Genomic DNA, 24,509 nt, shown 5'->3' with positions numbered 1-24,509 from the left:
AAATGTATCAAAATACCCGTATAATTTTTTTATTAAATGCATTTCTTACAATTCAGGCAGCACCAATACGCAAAAGATCGTGGAAATGCACAATACCTATGGGCTTCTTATCTTCAACTACGAAAAAGGCACTTATATGATGATCATGAATAAAAGCTGTTGCAGCACCAACCAATGTATCTGGACCAACGACCTTCGGATTTCTTGTCATGACCTCATCAACAATACATTTCGAAAAATTAGAGTGAAGATTGCGAACCATATCACAGTCAGTCATAATTCCAATTAACTCACCTTTTTGATTCAAAACACCAACACAACCAAAATGTTTTTCAACCAAAATATTCATAGCCTCAGTCATAGCGGTACCCTGCATAACTAAGGGAATACTCTCACCCCAATGCATAACATCACGAACGTATTTAAGACTTGCACCAAGGGAGCCACCAGGATGATAAGTTCTGAAATCCGTTGCTGTAAAGCCTCGCATTTCTAAAAGAGCAACAGCTAGTGCATCTCCCACAGCCAATTGCATAATTGTTGAAGTCGTAGGGGCAAGTCCATGTGGACAAGCCTCTTCTATTTTTGGCAACAACAGAACAATATCGGCTTGCCGCCCCAATGCAGAGTTCTCACCCGATGTCATAGCAATAAGTGGAATGCGAAAGCATGCGGCATGACTTATAACGCCATTTAATTCTAATGTTTCTCCCGACCATGACAAAGCAAGAATAACACCATCAGATCCGATCATACCAAGATCACCATGATTGGCTTCCGCAGCATGCACAAAAAAAGCAGGCGTTCCCGTCGAAGCTAAGGTTGCAGCAATTTTTGCACCTATATGACCACTTTTACCAAGACCAGTAATCACCACATGACCGTTAGCATTCCAGATAGTCTGGACAGCTGATTTAAAAGAAGAAGAAAGACTTCCAAGAAGAGCTTCCTCAAGAGCTTCAAGCCCCTGTTTTTCACTTGCAATGGTCTTCAACGCAGATATTACAGCTCCTTGCTGCGGCGCTACTCTATGAGGGGAAGGTCGTCTTGTCATAAACTACCCTGATAGACGAAATTAAACAAGAGGTCTATATCATTTTTCAACTTTAATAACTTTAAGTAAATTTTTTAATGAAGAATAAATTTGTCTGTGCATATCAGAACGAGCCAATGAAAACGCAATATTAGCTTCAATAAAACCCGTTTTAGAACCACAATCAAAAGTAAACCCCTCTAACTGGAAACCAAAAAAATCCTGCTCATTTGAAAGCCGTACCATTGCATCTGTCAATTGAATTTCATCTCCTGCTCCCCGTCTTTGATTAGAAAGAATATTAAAAATTTCTGGTTGTAAGATATAGCGTCCATTAATATATAAATTCGATGGAGCTGTCCCTTTTTTTGGTTTTTCTATCATTTGTGTAATTTCAAAACCGTTTGCAATCTGTTTTCCTTTTCCAACAATCCCATATTTATGTGCTTCTCGAGGAGAACACTCCTGAACCGCTACAATATTTCCTCCATTGACCCTCTTATACAGACTGATCATTTCAGCAAGACAACTTCTTTTAGCTTGTACGAGCATATCTGGTAATAGCAAAGCAAAAGGCTCTTCTCCAACCAATTCACGTGCACACCAAATAGCATGTCCTAACCCCAAAGGTTTCTGTTGTCTAGTAAAAGAAGTCGTGCCAGGTAAAGGCTGTAAATTCTGTAAATGCTCAAGCTCTTCTCTTTTCCCACGTTCAGCCAATGCTGTATACAACTCTACCTGCGCATCAAAATAATCTTCAATGACTGCTTTATTACGTCCAGTAACAAAAATAAAATGCTCTATACCTGCTTCACGTGCCTCATCTACAACATATTGAATAACAGGCTTATCAACAACAGTTAGCATTTCTTTAGGAATTGTTTTTGTTGCAGGAAGAAAACGAGTACCAAGACCTGCTACAGGAAATACTGCTTTCCGAATTTTACGCACTCCTATCCTCCTGACCGTAAAAGGCATAATTTTCTTGTTTTATTTACCATATGTATTAATTAACTGTTTTAATTGTAATTAAAATAAATAAAATTAATATATTAACGATATTCCATAAAAATACATAATTTAATTCAACATTTACTTATTATTTTTCAAATAGCCAATTAATACAAATGAAAAAATGAAGTTATAGCATATAAAATACTTAAACATTAATGGAAATTAAAAAATGCAAAAAACGGAATTTCAAACTTTTTCTTCTTCAGAGCAGTCTAAAAATTGCAATAGGATGATTATTGCTTTATCCGTTATTTTTTATACTTTTTTAATGTGTTTTTCAGCTATTTCATATGCCGATGACGGCTTTAAAAACTGGATTAAAGAGTTTAAAAAAACGGCTCTAGCCAATAATATTTTACCATCTACATTTGAGATGGCTTTTAAAAGCGTCAATGCAATTGATCCAGAAGTTTTAAAAAGAGCTGCATACCAACCAGAGTTTGTAGATCCTTCATGGAACTATTTCGATAAACGCATCCATGATATTGCGATTATGGAAGGACGATACCAAGCTCAAAAATGGGGAAAATGGCTTCCACAAATTGAAAAACGTTTTGGTGTTGACCGTCATATCCTCCTCGCCATTTGGTCAATGGAAAGCAATTATGGAAAAGTTTTAGAAAATAAAAATATCATGCGTGATACCATTCGTTCACTTGCAACCTTAGCTTATGCTGATAAAAAACGCGAAAAATATGCACGTACACAACTAATTGCTGCCATGAAAATCCTACAAAGTGGAGAAATTAAACGCTCTCAGCTCACTGGCTCTTGGGCTGGTGCATTGGGACATACACAGTTTATCCCAAGTAGTTATCTCGCCTATGCAGTTGATATGGATGGGAATGGACGGCGTGATATTTGGACCTCTATTCCAGACGCTCTTGCTACCGCCGCTAACCTCCTTCACATGAATGGTTGGATATCTAACCTCCCTTGGGGAGTAGAGGTCAAATTACCAAAAAATAAACACTTTTCCAACGATTGGCGCTCCTTTGAACAATGGAAAAGTTTAGGTGTAAAACGTGCAACTGGTCATCCTTTTCCTTTAACATCTGAATTAGCAATGTTAAAATATCCAGACGGGCCAGAAGGACCTATCTTCCTAGTAACAAAAAACTTTTTTGTTATTAAACGTTATAACAATGCAGATCGTTATGCTTTCGCCGTTGCCCTTTTAGCTAACCGCATTTCTGGAGAACCAGGGTTAGTTAAAGATTGGAATAGACCATTTAAATCCCTTAATTTCAAAGAGTGCAAAGAGCTGCAACATCACTTAGCTACACTTGGTTATTATACTGGAAAAATTGATGGAAAAATTGGAACTGCTTCTAAAAAAGCAATTAAAGCTTTTCAGCTACGCCATAATTTAAAAGCTACTGGATACCCATCTCCTGAAATTCTTTTTCTTCTTCGAAAAAAATAACCTGGAGTATAATGTTTGTCTTGCCTTTACCTAATATATTTTATTTTCCTGCTTTTTTGTTCCTACCCTTACTTTACTATATTACAGCATATCCCGAGCAAAGCAGAAAACTTCTTTAAGTTATCGCTAAAACCTCAAAAGCAAAAACAACAACCATCGCAAATTATAGAACAAAAAACTATACAAGAACTAAAAGAAAAAAATGCAAAATACATTCTTGTAATAGGAGATTTTGTAGCTTCTTCTATTGCAAATGCACTCAATGAGCTTTTTAGAGATAATCAACAATATTATTGTAATAGATAATACAGTCACGTATTCTGGATTAGTGAGAATAGATCACTATTCCTGGAAAAAAACATTTCTGAACTTATTAATAATAACAAACCTGATGTTATTATCATGATGATAGGAGCAAATGATAATCAACCAATCATAACATACCACAACATAGTTAATACGGCACAACCAGAATGGATCAATACCTACAAAAAAAGAATTACTGAAATCCTTTATAACTCAGAAATACCATGGATATGGGTTTGTCAACCTCCTTTTAAAAATAGTAACTTAACACAAAAAATGCGGACCTTTAACGAATTATATCAAAATGCAACAAAAGTAGCAAAAGGATATTTTGTTGATATTTTGGATGACTTTCTTTATTGATGCGCAAAGTCAATTTTCTTTTTTAGGTTCTAATATCCATGGAAAAACAGTACGACTCCGTACCAACGATGGAGCTAATTTTACTTCCGAGGGAAAGAAAAAACTTTCCTCTTATTTAGAGAAAAAATTAGAAATGATTTTCAATACTTATCCATACATCCATAAAAACAGATATATTAGCAATGATATTAAACAATTTCAAAAGAAATTAAATCATATTGAGCAACAACCTCCAATGAGTCTCTATGAAATGGCACAAAAGAATACTCGATTACCGGATAAAACAAATCCGAACTCCATAAAAAAATCATGGTCGGATTCGAATGGACATCAAATAGATCGAGCTGATAATTTTTATTTCCCGTAAATTCCTATATACCTTTCTTTACAAGTTAAGAATAAATAACAATGAAAGCCTATTTTATATAATTTTATTAAATCAGTGGTTTCTCAAAATTTCAACTTTTAAAAGATGTATAACGACATGGTGCAAAACCATATCGTTATCTCAAATCATAATCCACGCTTTTTAATCATTGATTCTGGAGCTGGTAACCGTCCTCGGAAGGCTTTATAAAGCTCCTCTGGATCGCGGCTCCCCCCAGCAGAATAGATAAAACGCTTTAATCGATCAGCAAGCTCTGAATTAAAAACATCACCCGTTTCTTCAAAAGCTTGAAAGGCATCAGCATCAAGTACCTCTGCCCACATATAAGAATAATAACCTGCAGCATAGCTATCACCTGAAAATATATGCATAAAGTGTGGCAGACGATGACGCATGATAATTGTACTAGGCATTTGCAACTTTTTTAACTCTTGATATTCAAACCTTATTGGGTCAGGTACTGTTTCTCTTTGATGAAAAGCCATATCAATTAAAGCTGATGAAAGAAATTCAACCGCAGAAAATCCTGCATCAAATGTTTGTGCCGTTGTAATCTTATCCATCAATTCCTGCGGCATAGGAAGCCCTGTTTTTAGATGTGTTGCATACGATTTTAATACCTCTGGAACAATTAACCAATGCTCATAAAGCTGAGAAGGAAGTTCAACAAAATCATGCGAAACCGATGTTCCTGATATAGATGGCCATATCACATCAGAAAGCAAACCATGTAATGCATGCCCAAATTCATGAAAAAGTGTATATGCATCATCAAGGGATAAAAGAGCTACCTCTCCTTTTGGAGGCTTAGCAAAATTGCAAATATTATAAATGATAGGTTTTTGTCCACCATCCAATTTATACTGCGGCTGTAGCCTACTCATCCACGCACCCGATCTCTTTGAAGAACGTGCAAAATAATCACCAATAAAATGCCCAAGCAAGCTTCCATCAGGTTTTTTGACTTCCCACAAACGTGCATCAGGATGCCACAATGCAACAGCCTTTTTTTCCTCAAATGAAATCCCAAAGAGTTTTTTTGCAACCCAAAAAGCCGCTTCAATCATGCGATCAAGCTGAAAATAATATTTAATTTCAGACTCATCAAAAGAAATTTTTTCACCACGCAGCTTTTCAGTGTAATAGCGCCTATCCCAAGCTTCTAAAGACTCATTTCTTCCCTGATTGTTCGCAAAATTTTGTAATTCAATCTGTTCTCTATCAGCCTTACTTTTAGCCTTTTCCCATACAGGCAGAAGTAAATCCATAACTGCATCTACACTCTTAGCCATAGTATTATTATCAAGCTTCAAATCTGCAAAAGACTTATATCCCAGTAACTTAGCCTGTTCATTTCGAAGTTGAATAATCTCTACAATAATCGACTGATTATCATTATCATTATTATTTTCACCACGCTTTGACCAAGCTTGAAATGCTATTTTACGTAAATCGCGACGATGAGAAAATTTTAAAAATGGTTCTACAATTGAACGTGCCAACGTGAGTGCATAAGCTTTTTCATTTCCTCTTTCACGAGCGATTTCATTCATTGAAGCAATAAGATCATCTGGTAAACCAGACAAATCTTTTTTCTCTAAAAATAATACCCACTCGGCTTCATCCTTAAGAACATTTTGCCCAAACGTAGCACTTAAAAAAGCAAGCCTTTCATTAATTTCCGCAAAACGCTTTTTACCTTTGTCATCAAGTTTTGCACCGTTATGAATAAATTTTTTCCACCACAGTTCAAGTACACGTGTTGTTTCACTGTCATATATATTTTGCTGCGACTGTTTGTAGAGCACTTCTATTTTCTCAAATATCCGAGCATCCATCATAACTCTTGAAGAATGACGCGAAAGTTTCACAACAAACTGTTGTTCTAGCTGTTGAATCAACGCATTACTATGAGCACCTGAACGTAAAAAAAATACTGAACATACACGATCCAATGCTTTTCCAGAAAGTTCAAAAGGTTGCAAAAAATTCTCAAGCGTTGGCGATTCTTTTACCGCTGCAATTGCTTCCATTTCCTCTTCCGCCTCCTGAAGTGCTTGCTCAAAAGCGGGTTTAAAATCATCATCACTTATTGAAGAAAAATCAGGAAGTCCTGAAAATCCCTTCCAGTCCAGCACTGCTTCTTTTGTCATAATGCTACACATCTCCAATTAATAAATTTAAAGGCTTAACAATTGTCTTCACGGTAAAAATTGATAATACTGTGAAATTATTTAATATGCTCTAAAAAATCTTTTGCACCCATATACTCGTATCAGAAATATTAAGGCTTTACCATGAAGGAGATAAATGAAAATAAAAATTCCCACTCGTTTAATTCATGAAACTGTTTATAGCCTATGATTTATCCTTGACTTTATTTAAATATTAACTTGAAACATAGGTGGGAGGGACTTTTAACCTTCCATAGTTTTTATTCATCTTATCCATATATCTGAATTTATAATTCTCAAACCCTTCGGAAGGTGCTTTATCATGACTGAAATCAAAACAGCCTTCGATTGCAAAAATTTTTCTCCTGAGGCTCTCTCTGAAGAGTTAAAAAAACGGCATTATGCCGATTCAATTGATATTATTAATGATCTCGATATTATGGAACGCGTAACTGTTCTTAGTCTTCTACCTCTTGATTATACTATTGAACTTTTTGATAAACCAGAGCTCGAACAACCTGCAGCTATTCTTGAACTTTTGCCTGTAAATCGCTCTGTTGAAATTCTTGATGGTATGTCTGCAGATGCTGCTGCAGATGTCTTTCAAGAGATGAATAAAGAAACTCGAACACGGCTTTTTGCTTTACTCAAACCTTTAACTCGATCTGAACTAAAAAAGCTCACTAGTTATCCTGACCACACAGCAGGCGCATTAATGACGACTGAGTTTATAGCAGTTCCAGCAAACTGGACTGTAAAAAAAACTCTAAATTACATTCGTGCTGTAGAACGAACACGCGAAACAGTTTACACAAGCTATGTTATTGATCCCCAAATGGGCACTCTTCTCAAGGCTGTTTCACTTCGTAACCTCATTCTTGCTCCATCTGATGAGAAAATTCTTAATGTCCCTACACGTGATACCCCTATTACAATATCGCCTTTCACTGATCATGAAGATATTGCTCGTCTTTTTCAACGTCATGATCTGCTCTCTGTTCCAGTTGTTGATGAAAGCAATCATGTCATTGGCATTGTAACTGTAGACGATGTCCTTGATACTATGGTCGATGAAATGAGTGAAGATGCCTATAAGTTTGGTGGGATGGAAGCTCTCAGTAAACCATATATGCAAATCAATTTTTTTGAAATGATGAAAAAACGTGGTGGATGGCTTGCCTTACTTTTTGTCGGTGAAATGCTAACAGCCAGTGCCATGCAATACTTTGAAACAGAACTTGAAAAAGCTATTATCCTCACACTATTTATTCCTCTTATTATGAGCTCAGGAGGAAATTCTGGCTCACAAGCAACATCGCTGATTATCCGTGCATTAGCTTTACGCGAGCTTACACTTAAAGACTGGTGGAAAGTCATAATTAGGGAGATTCCAACAGGACTGTCTCTTGGGATATTACTTGGAATGATTGGAATTATGCGTATTTTTATCTGGCAACAGTTAGGTATCTATAACTATGGTGAACATTGGGTTGCTGTTTCTCTAACTGTAGGCACAACCCTGGTAGGAATCGTCACATTCGGTTCTTTATCTGGCTCGATGCTTCCTTTTATTCTTAAAGTTTTAAAATTTGATCCAGCAAGTGCTTCTGCCCCCTTTGTCGCAACTTTAGTAGATGTCATGGGTATTGTAATTTATTTTTCTATGGCTTCTCTTATTTTATCTGGAACTTTACTTTAAAAGGTTAACCTAAAATACATTTTTATGCAGTCTGAAATATTTTTTATAAAAAGAAAAAATTGTGTTACTTAATCCATATCAACACTTCAAATTATCAATTTTTGAGAAAGTACAACTCTATCAATTCAAGAAAATACTAAGAACCTTTATAGACATTTTTTGTAAAAACATTTACTCCTCTTCCAAAACTACAAAAAACGTGTAAAAGATTTTTTGGTAGATACATAAAGAGATACAAAAGCTCTGCCTAAAATGGAGCTTCATTAAAAGAAAAGAAGAGAATTTATGCAACTGCGCAACATTGCCATCATTGCCCATGTTGATCATGGAAAAACGACGCTTGTAGACGGACTTCTCAAGCAATCAGGAAATTTCCGTGATAATCAGCGCATCAGTGAACGTATGATGGATTCAAATGATATCGAGAAAGAACGTGGAATCACAATTCTAGCAAAAATGACATCTGTTGTTTGGAAAGATACCCGAATTAATATTGTTGATACACCGGGTCATGCTGACTTTGGTGGAGAAGTTGAACGTATTTTGAACATGGTAGATGGAGCAATTGTGCTGATTGATGCCGCTGAAGGTCCAATGCCGCAAACAAAATTTGTTGTTGGAAAAGCACTAAAAGTAGGGTTACGCCCTATTGTTGCTGTTAATAAAATTGATCGACCTGATGCACGTGCTAATGAAGTTATCAATGAAATTTTTGATCTTTTTGCTGCTTTAGATGCAACTGATGAACAGCTTGATTTTCCTATTCTTTATGGATCTGGCCGCGATGGGTGGATGGCGGAAACCCCTGAAGGACCTAAAAATCAAGGATTAAGCCCTTTATTTGATCTTGTAACTCGCCACGTGTCTTCTCCTATCGTAGGAGAAGGGCCATTCCGTATGATTGGAACTATTCTTGAAGCAGATCCATTTTTGGGAAGAATTATTACAGGCCGTATTCATTCAGGCTCTATAAAACCAAATCAAAGTGTCAAAGTTCTTGGACAAGATGGCACACTTTTAGAAACTGGACGTATTTCAAAAATTTTGGCATTTCGTGGACTAGAACGACAATCCATTGAAGAAGGCACTGCCGGTGACATTGTAGCGATTGCTGGTTTACAAAAAGGTACCGTTGCAGATACTTTTTGCGATATTTCGGTCAATCAACCACTTACTGCTCAACCAATTGACCCTCCTACTGTTACAATGAGCTTTCTAGTTAATGATAGCCCTCTCGCTGGAACCGAAGGAGACAAAGTTACAAGCCGTGTCATTCGTAACCGTTTATTAAAAGAAGCAGAGGGTAATGTAGCTCTTAAAATTGAAGAATCAGCAGATAAAGATTCTTTCTATGTTTCAGGGCGAGGAGAATTACAACTTGCAGTTCTTATTGAAAATATGCGCCGTGAAGGATTTGAGCTTAGTGTTTCACGTCCACGTGTTGTGATGAAAAAAGACGAAAACGGAACGACTCTTGAGCCAATCGAAGAAGTTGTAATCGATGTGGATGAAGAATATTCTGGAGTTGTCGTCCAGAAAATGTCCGAGCGTAAAGGAGAAATGGTTGAGCTACGCCCTTCAGGAAGTAATCGCGTCCGCCTCGTTTTTTACGCACCGACCCGAGGGCTTATCGGTTATCAATCTGAACTTTTAACTGACACACGTGGCACAGCAATTATGAATCGCCTTTTTTACGCCTATGAACCTTATAAAGGAGATATCAGTGGTCGTGTTAATGGTGTGATGATATCCAATGATAATGGCGAGTCTGTTGCTTATGCTCTCTTTAACCTTGAAGATCGTGGCCCCATGATTATTGATGCTGGTGTTAAAGTTTATCAGGGTATGATTATTGGTATCCATTCACGAGATAATGACTTAGAAGTAAATGTTCTAAAGGGAAAAAAGCTAACAAATATGCGCGCTTCTGGAAAAGATGAATCTGTAAAATTAACTCCTCCAATTAAAATGACACTAGAGCGTGCTCTATCATGGATACAAGATGATGAACTTGTGGAAGTCACTCCTAAAAATATTCGTTTACGAAAACTTTATCTAGACCCGAATGAACGAAAACGTTTTGAAAAAACACGCTCACCAATTTTAACCTAACCTTATTCTTAATCAAAGGTTTCACCTATTAAACTTCAATATACTCTTAAAAGGATATTTGATATGAATATTAATGAAATACCCATTGGTAATATCCCTCCAGAAGATATCAATGTTATTGTCGAAGTCCCTCTCGGTGGTCAGCCAGTAAAATATGAGATGGATAAAAAATCTGGCGTATTATTTGTTGATCGCTTTCTTTATACATCCATGGTTTATCCTGGAAATTATGGTTTTGTACCGCATACTCTTTCTGAGGATGGTGATCCAATTGATGTTCTTATCTGTAATACACGTCCATTGCTTCCTGGTTGTGTTATCAATGTTTGTCCAATTGGTGCTCTAATTATGGAAGATGATGGCGGTAAGGATGAAAAAATTATTGCTATCCCTACTCCAAAGTTAACAAAACAATATGTTAACATCCGTGACTATACCGATATTCCTGAAATCACACTAAAGAAAATTGAACATTTCTTTGAACATTACAAAGACCTTGAACCTGGGAAATGGGCAAAAATTGAAGGCTGGCGCGATAAAAACTTTGCACATGATTTAATTAAACAAGCTATTGACCGCAATAAAAGAATGTAACTATTTAATTTTTTCAAAGTTAAAATTTTCTTCTAAAGATTGTAATATGCTCTGAAGCTCTTCTAAATGTTTAAAAAAATGAAGCTGTTTATAGCGAGATGTCGTGCCGCTTTTAAGAAAAATACAAGAAGAAGGGATTTTCCATTGCTTTGACAAAAATTTAATTAATGCTTTATTTGCTTTTCCATCCTCAGGAACAGCTTGAAGGCGTATGACCAAATGCTTCTTCCCGTCGTTCCTGTATTCAATTCCTGTGATTTTATTCAATGATGCTTTCGGGATTATATATACAAATAAAATCAAACCATTAGAATTAACTTGATAAAACATTTTCATTTTTCTAACGTAGTGTTTTATAAATACATATAAGCATAAGTGCGCCACATAGAGATGCGAATAAAATATATGATTATAAATACTACAATGGGTGAGATATCAACTGCTCCAAGATTTGGTAAAAATCTTCTGATATAACCTAAAATTGGTTCCGTAACACGATAGAGAAAATCTCCTATTAAAAAAACAAAGCGATTGCGTGTATTCACAATATTAAACGCACAAAGCCAAGAAAAAATAACACTTGCAACTAAAATATCAATATAAATATTGAAAATCAGATCTATCGCTTTCAAAAATGCGTAAACCATTTTTTATCCCTCTTTTAATTAATGGAATAGAAGATAACATATAAACAACTCATTCTTAAAACCATTTACCGGATGATGATTTACACTCCGATACATTCATTGTTCGTCTTTCATAAGTATGAGATAGAAAATAAAAACATCCTAAACTTTCATCTCTAAATACATATGAATAACTACTCTCCATAAACAAATATTAAAATGAAAGATGAATAATCAAAATAGAATTAACAATCAACAATCTAAAATTGTTAATATTCCTTACACAATAATCTTTCTCTTATAAACCTATATAAGCCTGCTGCTAAAAATTAAAACGGCCTAAAAAGGCCGTCTATTTTTATGTAGAAATTATTTTTGCAACGCAGTCAAACGATTAAGTGCATTACTAAAACCATTTAGCTGAACAAATAAATCATTAAGAGCAGGTTCATCTGGAGCAGCAATTGTCATAGACAACTTCAATTTTTTTCCAGCACGCAAAGCTGCTACAAAGTTTTTATCAAAAGTCACTGGCACCGCACAACCTGATGGCATACAAGTACGAATACTGGTATCCATCACAGTTTTTCCCTCATCAACTTGTAAATGAACAGGCTTTGAAACAAGCATACCGAAAGGAACCGTCAAGCTGCCAGATATATTACCATCAGAATTGAGGATAATGGTCATAGCCACCACAACGCGATTCTGATCGTTTACTTCCTGACGGTGCATAAAACAAATCTTTTTTCCGTCTTGTATTCCACAATTAATGCTCCACAAACCGTAGGTTTCCGTTAAAGAAGAAGCACCATTTGGTAATGTAGCTGCTGCTGGTTTTGGCGTTGCCGTAGATTTTGAATCTACAGCTGCAAATGCAGTAGAAGAAATACTCAAAAGAGTAAACATTATAACTAAATTAAATAACTTTTTCATTTTACATTTCCAGTTCTTTACATAAAATAGAATTATTTTTATTATTCTCTTATATTACACAATGATAAAGTATCTTAATAAAAATAGGTTTTAATAATCATATAGCTTTTATAAACTTTTAAGGCTACCTCGAAATTCGTTTACGACTTTTATATAAACGTTCTTCTTGAAAGAAATAATCATCGAAGGTAAAACTTCTAAATCAACCCATTTCCATTGATCAAACTCTGCTGTATTTCCGTCTGGTGGTGGATTGATCATGATTTCAGAGAGCTCCCCTGTAAATTGAAAAGCAAACCATTTTTGCATTTGTCCACGATATTTACGGCTTAATACGCCTCCAACAAGTTCTTGTGGAAAATCATAATGGAACCAATCCGTTGCCTCCTTAATTAACTTAACAGATCGAATACCTGTTTCTTCATAAAGTTCACGACGTGCTGCATCTAAAGGCTCTTCATCTTCATCAATTCCTCCTTGAGGAAGCTGCCAACAATTAGACATTTCAGTATTTGCATAAGATGTTATCCCTAAACGGCGCCCAACCCAAACCTTGCTTTCATGATTAAATACAAGGATTCCGACACCTTTTCGATAAGGAAGAGCTTTTAAATTAACAATTGTATCCATTCAATTATCTCTCAAAAACATAAGCTTTACAAACTCCTTTTTATTTTAAAATATCTTGATTGGTATTTGGTGGAAATGCAGCATGCGCCATTTCACCCCTTAAAAGCTTATAAGCCTCGTTTAACTGAATATCATCCTTAGGATGTTGTGGAACAAAAGCTGCTGACCCTGAACCTTTATTGCTTTCTCGCTTCCCTTTAATATGCCCTCTCAACTCAGATTCACCAAGCTTTATATCATAACCCTTATATTTTTCAGGCAATGGCTGTTCCACGATGATATCTGGTGTAATACCAGTTCCTTGAATTGAAGTGCCAGCTGGTGTGTAATAAAGTGCTGTTGTCAAACGTAAAGCCCCATTTTCCCCCAAGGGAATGATTGTTTGAACAGATCCTTTACCAAAAGACTGTGTCCCTAAAATTGTAGCACGACGATGATCTTGCAACGCACCCGCAACAATTTCAGAAGCACTTGCAGAACCACCATTAATGAGAACAATGAGAGGTTTACCATTAATAATATCACCCGGCTTAGCATCGAATCTCATCACATCGCTCTTTCTGCGCCCCCGAGTTGATACAATTTCACCTTTATCAAGAAAAGCACTAGAAACGCTAACCGCCTGATCTAAAAGACCACCAGGGTTCAGCCGCAAATCAAGAACGTACCCCTTTAACTTATCCTGAGGAATTTTGGACTGAATATCTTTAATTGCAGCCTGCAGATTCACAAAAGTCTGCTCTGAAAATTGAATGAGTCTTAGATACCCAATATCACCTTCAACGCGATATTTGACCGCCTTCACCTTAATGATATCACGAATAACCTTAATTTCAAGTGGCTTATCAACTCCAGAACGAAGAATTGTCAGTGTAATAGGTGTTCCAACAGCTCCTCTCATCTTATTCACAGCTTCAGTCAAAGTCTGCCCATTCATCTGGACACCATCAATTTTCGAAATGATGTCGCCTGCTAAAATACCTGCTTTTGAAGCGGGTGTATCATCCATCGGAGAAACAACTTTAAGTAAATTTTTCTCCATAGTCACTTCAATACCAAGACCCCCAAACTCTCCCTTAGTAGAATCACGCATATCCTTAGCTTCTTGAGCATTCATATAAGATGAATGCGGATCAAGCGATGTCAGCATCCCATTGATAGCATTTTCAATCAGCTTTTTATCATCCGGAACTGTTACGTATTGCGCACGTACCCGCTCAAAAACATCGCCAAATATGGCCAGCTGTTTATAAATATCACTTTCATTATTTGCAGCAACAGACTGCACCATAATCATTGAACTGGCGCCGAGCAATGCCCCAGCGACCAAAAGAATAACTTTACGAATCATTTTGGTTCCTTCTCGATTTTTTTGTTCGCCACCAAGGGGTTGGATTTACAGATTTTCCCTGCTTTCGAAACTCAATGTAAAGCATTGGAGCACTTTTTCCTATATCCAATGCAACACTGTTTGCAATAAATTTCATCCCCATCATACCAAGAGGTTCACCTGAAAGAACAAATTGTCCCTGAGCGACATTAATCCTGGACATCCCTATAAGAATAATATGATAACCACTCCCAACATTAAGAATAATTAACTGGCCATAAGAGCGAAATGGCCCAGCAAAAGCAACAAAAGCATCAGAAGGTGCTATAACAACAGCTTCCGATTCTGTTTCAACTATTTCACCAAAGCGAGCTATATGGGAATTATTATTAATGCGTCGAATTTTTTTTCCAAAAACAGGAAAAAGTAAAGAGCCTTTTCGACTTTCAAAACTATATTTGTCTAACAATTGTAATTTTTTTTGTATTTGTACCGGTACATTAGAGCTAAGTTGTGACTGACGATCAAGTTCTAAAATCAATTCTTCCAAAGAATGAGCTTTTTTAGCAAGATCAATATTGTTTTTCTTTTGCTCTGTAAGTTCTTCTTCTGATCTTTTTTGTAATTCAGCTTTTTTGGCCAATAGAAGTTCCAAATGCTTTCTCTTCTCTGCTTGATTTTGCATTTTAATCTTTAAAGCTGAAGACTCTGTTGCAATTGAGTTTTTCAAGTTAGTTAATTCCTTTAAACTCTCTGCCAAAACCCGTGTTTTTTCTTTCATTTTAAAAGTAATAGACCCTAATAAAACAGAACTGCGTATAGAAGATAACACATCTTCAGGCCGCACCATAAGAGCAGGAGGCGGCTCCAACCCAATACGTTCTAAAAGAGCAAGAATCTCTGCCAATTTTTCTCTACGGCTTTTAAAGTTTTGATAAACTTTTTCTTGTTTTTCTATCATTTTTTCAAGTTTTTTTTCTTTTTCATCAATTTCGTCTGCTATTATACGCTCTGCTTTAGCAACTTTTATTAACTCATCAGTCAAAATATATTGATCTTTTCTTAAATGCTCAACTTGACTAGCAAGAAAAGCAATACGTTCACGCGAAACAGAGATATTTTGGCGAATTTCTGCCAACTCTTTATGCGTCGCCGCACTTCCAACTGTATCTTCTGCATGAGATACAGAGAAAACAAACACCATACCTAGCAGGAGTACAATAAACATCATGCACTCCTCATTTAAATATTGCATCGTTCTATGAAGAAGCGCCTTCATTGCAAAACCATTAAGCCCAAACGTATAAACTAGACATGCTTTAAATGATGTCGCCTAAAACAATATTAATGAATGCATAAATAAGTACTAAAAATTGTACAAAAATGTTCAAATACGATGATAGGGATGGTTAGTTGCAATTGTTACGACTCGATAAAGTTGTTCAACAATCAGTATACGTGCTATTTGATGCGGCCACGTCATAAAACCAAAAGACAAAAGAAAATCAGCACGACTTCTTACCTGTTCATTATGCCCATCAGCGCCTCCTAAAGCGATTATCACATCACGAACACATTCATCACGATAAGACATCAATTTTTTTGTAAAAGCAGATGATGAAATAGATACTCCACGCTCATCTAACACAATTAATTGACACTTTTCAGGCAAAAACTCAATAAGTTTCTTCCCTTCTTCTTCCATACGCTGACATGCAGTTTGAGCACGACTTTCTGGTATTTCTTGCAATGTTTTAAAATGAAAGCCGATGGCTCCAGAGATTTTAGAAAAACGGTCCAAATAATGACGAACCAACTCACGTTCTGCCCCTTTTTTCATGCGGCCAACAGCAAAAATAGAAATTTGCATATTAATAATCTCCGAAAAGAACAGACTGCGCATTTTCCAAATCCGGAGTGAGCCACATTTTTTCCAAATTATAAAAGAGACGAACTTCTGGACGAAAAAGATGAACAATAATATCACCTGTATCAATTAATACCCAATCACCTCTAGCAAGTCCCTCTACACTTGCACCACAACATCCATTATTCTTTAAAACAGATAATAAATATTCAGAAACAGCAGAAATATGACGCTGTGAATGCGCTGAAGCTATAACCACATAATCAACTAAAGATGACTTACCATAGAGATCAATAGAAATGATATCTTCCGCCTTCATAGCCTCTAAACTTTTGAGAATAATTTCAAGAATCTCATCTCCCGAAAAGACCTTTTTTTCTGCTAAAGGGACAGTACTATAAGAGCATTTTTGTGAAGAGTTTTTCAGATTAATATCCTTTCTTATCATTTTAAATAAAGAAAAAAGAGAAATTTCTCTTTAAAAGAGATTTGCAAAATCTTATAAAATATTCAAGAAAAATTATTCTCTTTAAGACGGAGATTTGTTGAAGATTGAAAAGATAAGGGCCCATGTAAATAAGTCCAAACCGGTGGCTTCATAAAAGGTAATCGTGCACTTTCCTTTTCATCCAAACGAAAGGAGCGGTAAATATGTGCCATAGGAGAAGAAAGTGCTGGAAGCCCAATTGAAGGTCTATCAACAACCGCAATAGGCAGCATGGATATAATATCACGCCATCGATACCAATGATGAATTGTTGCAAGACTATCTGCGCCCATAATCCACACAAAATGCACACCACTGTAACGAGAAAGAATATAAGAAATAGTATCTACTGACACCGTACTCCCTATAGTCTGCTCAAAACCTGTTATACGAATCTTCGGATGATCAACGAGCTCAAGGCTTAATTGCATTCTCTCATCTAAAGATGGTAAATGAACCCAATCCTTTAAAGGATTTCTAGGAGTTACCATCCACCATAACTGATCAAGATACAAACGCCGAATTGCGGCTTTTGCAATCATAAGATGCCCTGAATGCGGTGGGTTAAAAGACCCACCAAAAAGACCTACAACATTAGATCTTTTAACAAGCGGCATGCGACTCTTCCATATTTGCGGAAATACAACTTTTTTCAAGACCTAACCTGTCCACTTCCTCTAATATGATATTGAAATGACGTCAATTGCTCCACACCAATGGGACCACGCGCATGTATCTTCCCAGTTGCTATACCCATTTCTGCTCCAAAACCAAACTCACCTCCATCAGCAAATTGTGTAGACGCATTATGAAGTAAAATAGCTGAATCTAAGCGATTAAAAAATGTATTCACTATCTTCATATCTTCAGCAATAATCGATTCAGTGTGTCCAGATGAGTAACGCTTAATGTGCGCAATAGCACCTTCAATACCATCAACTGTTTTGACTGAAAGAACTGCATCAAGATATTCACACGCCCAATCTTCTTCAGAGGCTAATTTAGCATTTGATAAAAGAAAAACTATATCTTCTGTCGCACGAATTTCACATCCCTTTTCCTGTAAAGCAGTCAAAACAGGAAGAAACTTTTTTAATGATTGGCGATCAATTAAAACTGTCTCAACAGCACCACACACGCCTGTCCGCCTTAGTTTTGCATTCAAAACAATATCACGCGCCATATCCAAATCTGCCGAGCAATCAATATAAATATGGCATAACCCCTCTAAATGAGAAAAGGTGGGAACACGTGCATCAGACTGAATACGTGAAACAAGACTCTTTCCACCACGAGGTATGATAACATCAATTGTTCCATCTAATCCCTTAAGCATTTCCCCAACAGCGGCGCGATCTGTCGTTTCAACCATTTGAATAACATCTTTAGAAAATCCAGCCTTCTCCAGTCCCATAACTAAAGCTGAATGAAGCGCATGTGCAGAATAAAAACTATCCGAACCACCACGTAAAATTGCGGCATTTCCAGCTTTTAAACACAAAACACTTGCATCAATTGTAACATTTGGTCGGCTTTCATAAATGATCCCAATTACACCAAGAGGTGTGCAAACACGGCTAATATGAAGTCCATTAGGGCGAGTCCATTCGCTTGTTACTTTTCCAACAGGATCAGGCAAATAAGAAATTTGGCGGACACTATCTATGATTGCACGCAAGCGCAATTCATCTAGCCTAAGCCGGTCAATCATTGATGCCTTCAAATTATTTTTCTCGGCATTTTCTAAATCTTGACGATTAGCTTGTAAAATTTTATCTGACTGATCTTCTAAACTCAAAGCTATCAATTCTAATGCTTTATTTTTTTGTTCAGAAGAAACTACAGACAACGTTGAAGCTGCATGACGTGCCTTTCGTCCCATATTCCTCATCTGTTCTTCTAAAGTCATGTAACCTCTACTCCAATAAATAAGTTTCCGATAACTTTTTTAAGAACAGTCAACCAGACGGCGTAAAACCATATCATTCCGATGCACCATAGCAGAACGTGCTTCATACCCAAGAATAGATTCAATTTTTTCACTTTTACACCCCATAATGCGTACAGCCTCATCTTTGCCATAACTCACAAGACCACGAGCAATTTCAGTTCCATTTTCATCAATAATTGCAACCGTATCCCCACGATGGAATACCCCTTCAACCGCCATAACTCCTGCAGCTAATAATGATTTCCCAGATTCAAGAGCCTTAACTGCTCCCTGATCAATTGTTAAAATACCAGATGGACCTAAATGACCAGAAATCCAAATTTTCCAAGCATTAACAGGCTTTTCGTTAGCTGCAAAAAAGCTGTTACGCTCCCCTCTATCGAGAGCAAAAAGAGGGTTCATACGCTTTCCTGAAGTAATAACCATAGCAGTCCCAGCTGAATTAGCAATTTTTCCAGCATCAAGCTTAGTCTTCATCCCTCCCCGAGAAAACTCTGAAGTAGTAATATCTGCCATTTTTTCGATGTCACTTGTAATTGACGCAATGAAGGGTATAAATTTAGCCGTTGGATCACGGTGAGGAGATTTTGTATAAAGACCATCAATATCTGATAAAAGTATTAAAAGATCTGCTCCCATCATCGTTGCTACACGAGCCGCTAAACGATCATTATCACCATAGCGAATTTCGCTTGTTGCAACAGTATCATTCTCATTGATAACAGGCACTACTCCAAAGCGCAAAAGAGCATTCATTGTAGCACGCGCATTGAGATAACGCCGTCTCTCTTCCGTATCAAATAAAGTAAGTAAAACCTGACCAACCTTTATTCCGTATTGAGCCAGTGCATCACCATATGTTTTAGATAACTCTACTTGTCCTAAAGCAGCACATGCCTGACTCTCCTCTAGTTTTAAAGAACCCTTAGGGAAACGTAATAATGTTCTTCCTAAAGCAATAGCTCCTGAAGACACCAATAAAACTTCAACACCGTCTCGATACAGCCGAGAAATATCACTAACCAAACTATTCAGCCATTCAGTTCGCAAACCCTTTTGAGGATCGACTAAAAGTGCAGATCCAACTTTGATAACAATGCGTTTGTAATGTGCAAGTTTCTGCAGTCCTACTGTCATCTCACCTAACTCTAATATCCATCGCTTTCCCCCTTACGTACTCTTTCAATAATATGTGCACCGATGCGCAAAACATTTTTTAAACCTTTGCGGCTAACCGCAGAAAACATCATAACAGATTTTCCAGTTACTCTCTCCAAAGCCGCTTGTTTAGCTACACATTCTTCATTGGTGAGAGTATCTATCTGACTTAAAGCAACAATCTCAATCTTCTCACTTAGATTATTTCCGTATGCATTCAATTCATCACGAACAATCTGATATGCCTTTGTTACATCTTCTTCTTGAGCAGAAATGAGATGAAATAAAACACGGCAACGTTCTATATGTCCTAAAAAACGATCTCCAATCCCTACACCTTCATGAGCCCCTTCAATTAAACCAGGGATATCAGCAAGAACAAACTCACGATCATCAATGCATGCCACCCCAAGATGAGGGTACAAAGTTGTAAAAGGATAATCTGCAATTTTTGGTTTTGCAGCTGTTACTGATGCCAAAAAAGTTGATTTCCCAGAATTTGGTAAACCAATAACTCCTCCATCAGCAATTAACTTTAAACGCAACCAAAGAGTACGATCCTCCCCAGACAAACCCGGATTTTTGCGACGAGGAGCTCGATTTGTAGATGTTGTAAAATGAAGATTTCCAAAACCTCCATTACCTCCCTTTGCAAGACGGTAACGTTGTCCAACTTCCGTTAAATCACAAATTAAAGTTTTATTATCTTCTTCAAAAATCTGTGTTCCAACCGGCACTTTAAGAATGATATCATCACCCTTTTCGCCCGTCATATTACGTCCTTTACCATTCTCGCCTGTTTTTGCTCTAAAATGCTGCTGATAACGATAATCAATAAGCGTATTAAGCCCATCAACAACCAACGCCCAAACATCACCACCACGCCCTCCATTGCCTCCATCTGGTCCACCAAACTCAACAAACTTTTCACGACGAAAAGATACTGCTCCTGCCCCGCCATTGCCGGAACGAATATAGACTTTAGCTTGATCTAAAAATTTCATGGGAACACTCTCTGAGGAATCAACTCTTTTACCTCTATAGATAATGCATCAATTTTACCAATTTTTCATCATCTACAAAAGGAAAGCCATCAATAATATTACCAAATTGCTTTTAAATAGCCCTATGACATAAATACAAACCTTTGAAAAGAAGAAGCTATCATTGAAGTCCTGCTCTTCCCTTAAACGCACGTGCTAAAAGATAAAGCTCAACTGATTCTGCTCGACTTGCAGGCGGCTTAACATGATGAACTGTTGTAAAGTTCTTTTTCAATGTAGTAAGAAGAATATTTTCTGCACCTCCTTGAAAAGCCTTTGCTAAAAAATGCCCTCCAGGTTTAAGAACTGAAAGAGCAAAATCAGCAGCAACTTCACATAAGTGGATCGTTCTTAAATGATCTGTCTGCCGATGCCCCGTTGTTGGCGCAGCCATATCAGAAAGAATTACATCTGGCTTTCCTCCCAAAGAATCGATCAATTTCTGTGACGCCTCTGCACACAAAAAATCCATTTCCAGCACTACGACTCCAGGAATTGGATCAACGTGTAAATAATCAATACCAACCACACTAGGCTTCCGATCACTTGTTCCTACTATAGGAGCAACTACCTGACACCAACCCCCAGGAGCTGCCCCTAAATCAATAACTCTTTGTCCCTTTTTCAGAAATTTGTAGCGCTCATTGATTTCAATTAATTTATAAGCAGCACGTGAACGATAACCATCTGCTTTTGATTGATGAACATAAGGATCATTCAAATGTCTTTCTAACCATCGACGAGACGACGACTTAATGGTTCCTGCCTTTTTCTTCACACGCTGATATAATTCATGCGATCCCGCACCACCATATCCGCCAGTTGGTGACCTTGTTTTTTTTTTCATAATTATTTATTGACTCCACATTATGAAACTACCAATACTTGAAACCTTTCCTCTTGTTTCTACAACGATATCACACACTATCTCTAAAAAACTTTGTCTTACTCTACAACCAACAATCCCTAATTTCTTGAGTATATACAAATTCTCAAGCAACACTTCTCAATTGTATAATTAACTTAAACTAAATCTGTTCCTTTGACATGCTTACTAGAACTGATTAGTATTTTTTGCACTCTGTAATGATAAATCTTCCAGCATAAAATATAGTAACTACATCACTTATATAAATCATAAAAAAGAAGCTTTATTTTCCAATTCATGATGTCTTAGAAAATTACTTTTATTCCCGGCGCATCGCTTTTAGTCTTTTTAAAATCATTTAAGCTATAATGACTTCTCCACAGGATTTTAAAAGAATAAAATTTACACTGTAATCTGCATTTAACTAAGTGCACAGAGCAATTTCTATGCCTACCTTCTATATAAAAAACAAACTATATTAAAGTCTTCGCTACAAACAAAATGTTTTTCAATCAATGACTTCTAACTTAGCAACCAATTTAACTCTCAATGAGAGAAAAATATTTATTATTTAGATGATAGGTACAACAGCAATATTTAATCGTAGTTAAACAATAACACTAAATAGCCTTTTTTAGTTTTAAAAAACAAGTCTCTGACGTTTTATTTAATCATACAACTGCAGTGACTTCCCATCACCTACCACACTTTCTTTCAATTATATAGTTGAAAAAATGCTAAATAAGGACAATAGTTTTAAACAAAAGCTGGACACACCGCACATATATAAAAATTTTAATTGAATAAACCGTAGAATAAAAAATACTTATTTACTTTTCTAATAAAAAACCTACAAAATATATTCAATATAAATAAAAAATTACTCCTCTTTATAGAACTCTTTTTACCATTATTTGTTTCAAGGATAGAGAGCATAGAGAGCATAGAGAGCATAGAGAGCATAGAGAGCATAGAGAGCATAGAGAGCATAGAGAGCATAGAGAGCATAGAGAGCATAGAGAGCATAGAGAGCATAGAGAGCATAGAGAGCATATTCAGAATTCTTAACAATGAAAGCAATTACTTATCGCATTATTACAATCAAAACATGATAACTTTTTGATAGTGTGCATCATATCTTTTCCTAAATTTTGCGCTTCATATTAAAAAGAATTTTTATTCTTATCCCTCACTTTTTCATTTAAACAAAAAATGAAACGCAAAATACTGTATCAAATTACCAATATCAATTAAACTATTTTATTCAAAAACTTGATTGTTGAAATTATCAACAACAGTAGCGCATTTCATTTATAAAGCCAGCATTATAAACTAGCCATTTGTGCTAATAATTGTTTTATGATGGGACAACCCCTCTAAAAACCTACTACGAGCACTAATGAAATATATTTAGAAAATATCTAAAATTATTATTTTACAACTAATATAAAAGTATCTTATCGAAGTAAGATAACCTGTTTATACAGGGATAGATAATAGTTTTTAAAGTTTATATGTTATCTTTGTAAAGAATAAAGTGCTGCACTAAGCCCCTTAAATGGTGCAACAAAAGAAAATGTTTTTCCCTCTTTAACCTTATAAGAAATGCATACATTTTTATTCTGTTCTATTTGCTTACTCAAAACTGGTCCTACAGGAAGTTGTGCTAAGCAGATATTTTGATTACACTGTGTATAATGAATAAGGATAGGCTTTTTAATACCATCCATAAATATTTTAATAGGAACATTTTTATCAGCTTTTGGTAGTGTTCGAAAAAGCATCACAGCTTGACCACTTTTTGTAGAAACAAGAGACCAACTAAAAATAGTATTATCCTCTTTATCATGAACAGTTTGTGTTACATTACATATGCCTTGGTGAAGTGATTCTTTTTCATCACAAATTAAAGTCCAATTATAAAATTGCATAATAATTCGACGTGTCTCACCAGGAGGTCCTTTAGGAATAGATAATCGTGGCGGGTGTACCGTATAAGTACTGTTTTTTTCATTAGCAAAACCTTCATTCATGTAAAAAAGAATAAAGATAAACAAAGCCTTTGCCAAAAAATTTCTTTTTTTTATAGCTTTAATAACTCTTTTTATCGCCATTTTAGTTTCAAGATAGTTCCCGCTCCCATAGAATTTTAACTCTCTATTTTCTACCTTTTGGTATAATCAACCAAAACTAATCATAACTTATAAGTATCCTTATATTTAATTTAATAAAAAAACCATCATTATTAATGATACTATTTAATTAAATTCATATTATTACTAAATATAGTGCAAATTTTTATTTCAACATTAATTCTATATAAGATGTAAATACATTATTAAAATTAAATATTACATATATAATTATTTTATATATAATTTTTATACCATAAAAAATATTTATATTTATTTTATCTATATCTAAGTATTATTATTTAATTTATAATTAATTATTTCTAGAGAAATTTATTTCTCTCTACATATAAATATTCATCAACCATACTA

General features: G+C 35.9%; 21 protein-coding genes and 1 pseudogene. 5 read left to right on the top strand and 17 right to left on the bottom strand.

Going from position 1 to position 24,509, the window contains the following annotated elements; translation table 11 throughout:
- Positions 1-52: 52 nt before the first annotated feature.
- Positions 53-1,054 (bottom strand): KpsF/GutQ family sugar-phosphate isomerase, encoded by a 1,002-nt coding sequence (locus V5N68_RS03725; RefSeq protein WP_332065846.1) that lies wholly within the window; start codon positions 1,052-1,054, stop codon positions 53-55.
- Positions 1,055-1,093: 39 nt separating this feature from the next.
- Positions 1,094-1,984 carry a UTP--glucose-1-phosphate uridylyltransferase GalU gene (gene galU / locus V5N68_RS03720; RefSeq protein ID WP_332065845.1) on the bottom strand — a complete coding sequence of 297 codons (891 nt, stop codon included), beginning with the start codon at positions 1,982-1,984 and terminating at the stop codon, positions 1,094-1,096.
- Between the two features lie 232 nt (positions 1,985-2,216).
- Between galU and V5N68_RS03715 the strand changes: the two genes are divergently transcribed.
- Positions 2,217-3,473, top strand: coding sequence for a lytic murein transglycosylase (locus V5N68_RS03715; RefSeq protein WP_332065844.1), 1,257 nt, complete (start codon positions 2,217-2,219; stop codon positions 3,471-3,473).
- Between the two features lie 15 nt (positions 3,474-3,488).
- Positions 3,489-4,509: pseudogene (locus V5N68_RS03710) on the top strand (SGNH/GDSL hydrolase family protein).
- A gap of 146 nt (positions 4,510-4,655) precedes the next feature.
- Here V5N68_RS03710 and V5N68_RS03705 read toward each other — a convergent pair.
- Positions 4,656-6,683, bottom strand: coding sequence for a M3 family metallopeptidase (locus V5N68_RS03705; protein ID WP_332065843.1), 2,028 nt, complete (start codon positions 6,681-6,683; stop codon positions 4,656-4,658).
- 343 nt (positions 6,684-7,026) lie between these two features.
- Between V5N68_RS03705 and mgtE the strand changes: the two genes are divergently transcribed.
- The 3 genes from mgtE to ppa all read left to right on the top strand — a co-directional run bounded on the left by mgtE (position 7,027) and on the right by ppa (position 11,109).
- The gene (gene mgtE / locus V5N68_RS03700; RefSeq protein ID WP_332065842.1) at positions 7,027-8,403 is read left to right on the top strand and encodes a magnesium transporter; all 1,377 of its coding nucleotides are present in this window, start codon (positions 7,027-7,029) and stop codon (positions 8,401-8,403) included.
- A gap of 285 nt (positions 8,404-8,688) precedes the next feature.
- Positions 8,689-10,515: a translational GTPase TypA gene (gene typA / locus V5N68_RS03695; protein WP_332065841.1), complete on the top strand. Its 1,827-nt coding sequence runs from the start codon at positions 8,689-8,691 to the stop codon at positions 10,513-10,515.
- 63 nt (positions 10,516-10,578) lie between these two features.
- Positions 10,579-11,109: an inorganic diphosphatase gene (gene ppa / locus V5N68_RS03690; RefSeq protein WP_332065840.1), complete on the top strand. Its 531-nt coding sequence runs from the start codon at positions 10,579-10,581 to the stop codon at positions 11,107-11,109.
- Here ppa and V5N68_RS03685 read toward each other — a convergent pair whose 3' ends face one another.
- The 14 genes from V5N68_RS03685 to V5N68_RS03620 all read right to left on the bottom strand — a co-directional run bounded on the left by V5N68_RS03685 (position 11,110) and on the right by V5N68_RS03620 (position 24,119).
- A complete protein-coding gene (locus tag V5N68_RS03685) occupies positions 11,110-11,439 on the bottom strand; it encodes a DUF167 domain-containing protein (protein ID WP_332065839.1) in 330 nt (109 codons plus the stop codon).
- A 23-nt stretch (positions 11,440-11,462) separates the two neighbouring features.
- Positions 11,463-11,756, bottom strand: a complete 294-nt coding sequence (locus V5N68_RS03680) for a YggT family protein (RefSeq protein ID WP_332065838.1) — start codon at positions 11,754-11,756, stop codon at positions 11,463-11,465.
- Between the two features lie 348 nt (positions 11,757-12,104).
- On the bottom strand, positions 12,105-12,671 hold the full coding sequence (locus V5N68_RS03675; RefSeq protein WP_332065837.1) for an invasion associated locus B family protein: 567 nt from the start codon (positions 12,669-12,671) through the stop codon (positions 12,105-12,107).
- Between the two features lie 108 nt (positions 12,672-12,779).
- A complete protein-coding gene (locus V5N68_RS03670; RefSeq protein WP_332065836.1) occupies positions 12,780-13,301 on the bottom strand; it encodes an RNA pyrophosphohydrolase in 522 nt (173 codons plus the stop codon).
- Positions 13,302-13,341: 40 nt separating this feature from the next.
- Complete coding sequence (locus V5N68_RS03665; protein WP_332065835.1) at positions 13,342-14,652, bottom strand: S41 family peptidase; 1,311 nt, start codon at positions 14,650-14,652, stop codon at positions 13,342-13,344.
- Positions 14,642-15,862 carry a murein hydrolase activator EnvC family protein gene (locus V5N68_RS03660; protein ID WP_332065834.1) on the bottom strand — a complete coding sequence of 407 codons (1,221 nt, stop codon included), beginning with the start codon at positions 15,860-15,862 and terminating at the stop codon, positions 14,642-14,644. Before V5N68_RS03660 ends, V5N68_RS03665 begins: the two co-directional genes overlap by 11 nt.
- A 156-nt stretch (positions 15,863-16,018) precedes the next feature.
- Positions 16,019-16,501: a 23S rRNA (pseudouridine(1915)-N(3))-methyltransferase RlmH gene (gene rlmH / locus V5N68_RS03655; protein WP_332065833.1), complete on the bottom strand. Its 483-nt coding sequence runs from the start codon at positions 16,499-16,501 to the stop codon at positions 16,019-16,021.
- Between the two features lies 1 nt (position 16,502).
- A complete protein-coding gene (gene rsfS, locus V5N68_RS03650) occupies positions 16,503-16,946 on the bottom strand; it encodes a ribosome silencing factor (protein ID WP_332065832.1) in 444 nt (147 codons plus the stop codon).
- 62 nt (positions 16,947-17,008) lie between these two features.
- Entirely contained in the window at positions 17,009-17,602 is a 594-nt protein-coding gene (locus V5N68_RS03645; RefSeq protein WP_332065831.1) for a nicotinate-nucleotide adenylyltransferase, read from the bottom strand.
- Positions 17,603-17,637: 35 nt separating this feature from the next.
- Positions 17,638-18,894: a glutamate-5-semialdehyde dehydrogenase gene (locus V5N68_RS03640; protein WP_332065830.1), complete on the bottom strand. Its 1,257-nt coding sequence runs from the start codon at positions 18,892-18,894 to the stop codon at positions 17,638-17,640.
- 39 nt (positions 18,895-18,933) lie between these two features.
- Positions 18,934-20,073 carry a glutamate 5-kinase gene (proB, locus tag V5N68_RS03635; protein ID WP_332065829.1) on the bottom strand — a complete coding sequence of 380 codons (1,140 nt, stop codon included), beginning with the start codon at positions 20,071-20,073 and terminating at the stop codon, positions 18,934-18,936.
- Between the two features lie 11 nt (positions 20,074-20,084).
- On the bottom strand, positions 20,085-21,098 hold the full coding sequence (gene obgE, locus V5N68_RS03630; RefSeq protein WP_332065828.1) for a GTPase ObgE: 1,014 nt from the start codon (positions 21,096-21,098) through the stop codon (positions 20,085-20,087).
- Between the two features lie 160 nt (positions 21,099-21,258).
- A complete protein-coding gene (locus tag V5N68_RS03625; RefSeq protein WP_332065827.1) occupies positions 21,259-21,984 on the bottom strand; it encodes an RlmE family RNA methyltransferase in 726 nt (241 codons plus the stop codon).
- A 1,538-nt stretch (positions 21,985-23,522) separates the two neighbouring features.
- Positions 23,523-24,119, bottom strand: coding sequence for an invasion associated locus B family protein (locus V5N68_RS03620; RefSeq protein WP_332065826.1), 597 nt, complete (start codon positions 24,117-24,119; stop codon positions 23,523-23,525).
- Positions 24,120-24,509 lie beyond the last annotated feature (390 nt).

The organism is Bartonella eidoli, assembly GCF_036576145.1.
Taxonomy (GTDB): Bacteria; Pseudomonadota; Alphaproteobacteria; order Rhizobiales; family Rhizobiaceae; genus Bartonella.
The sequence above is the reverse complement of the archived record's forward strand: the minus strand, read 5'-3'. Positions and strand labels throughout refer to the sequence as shown.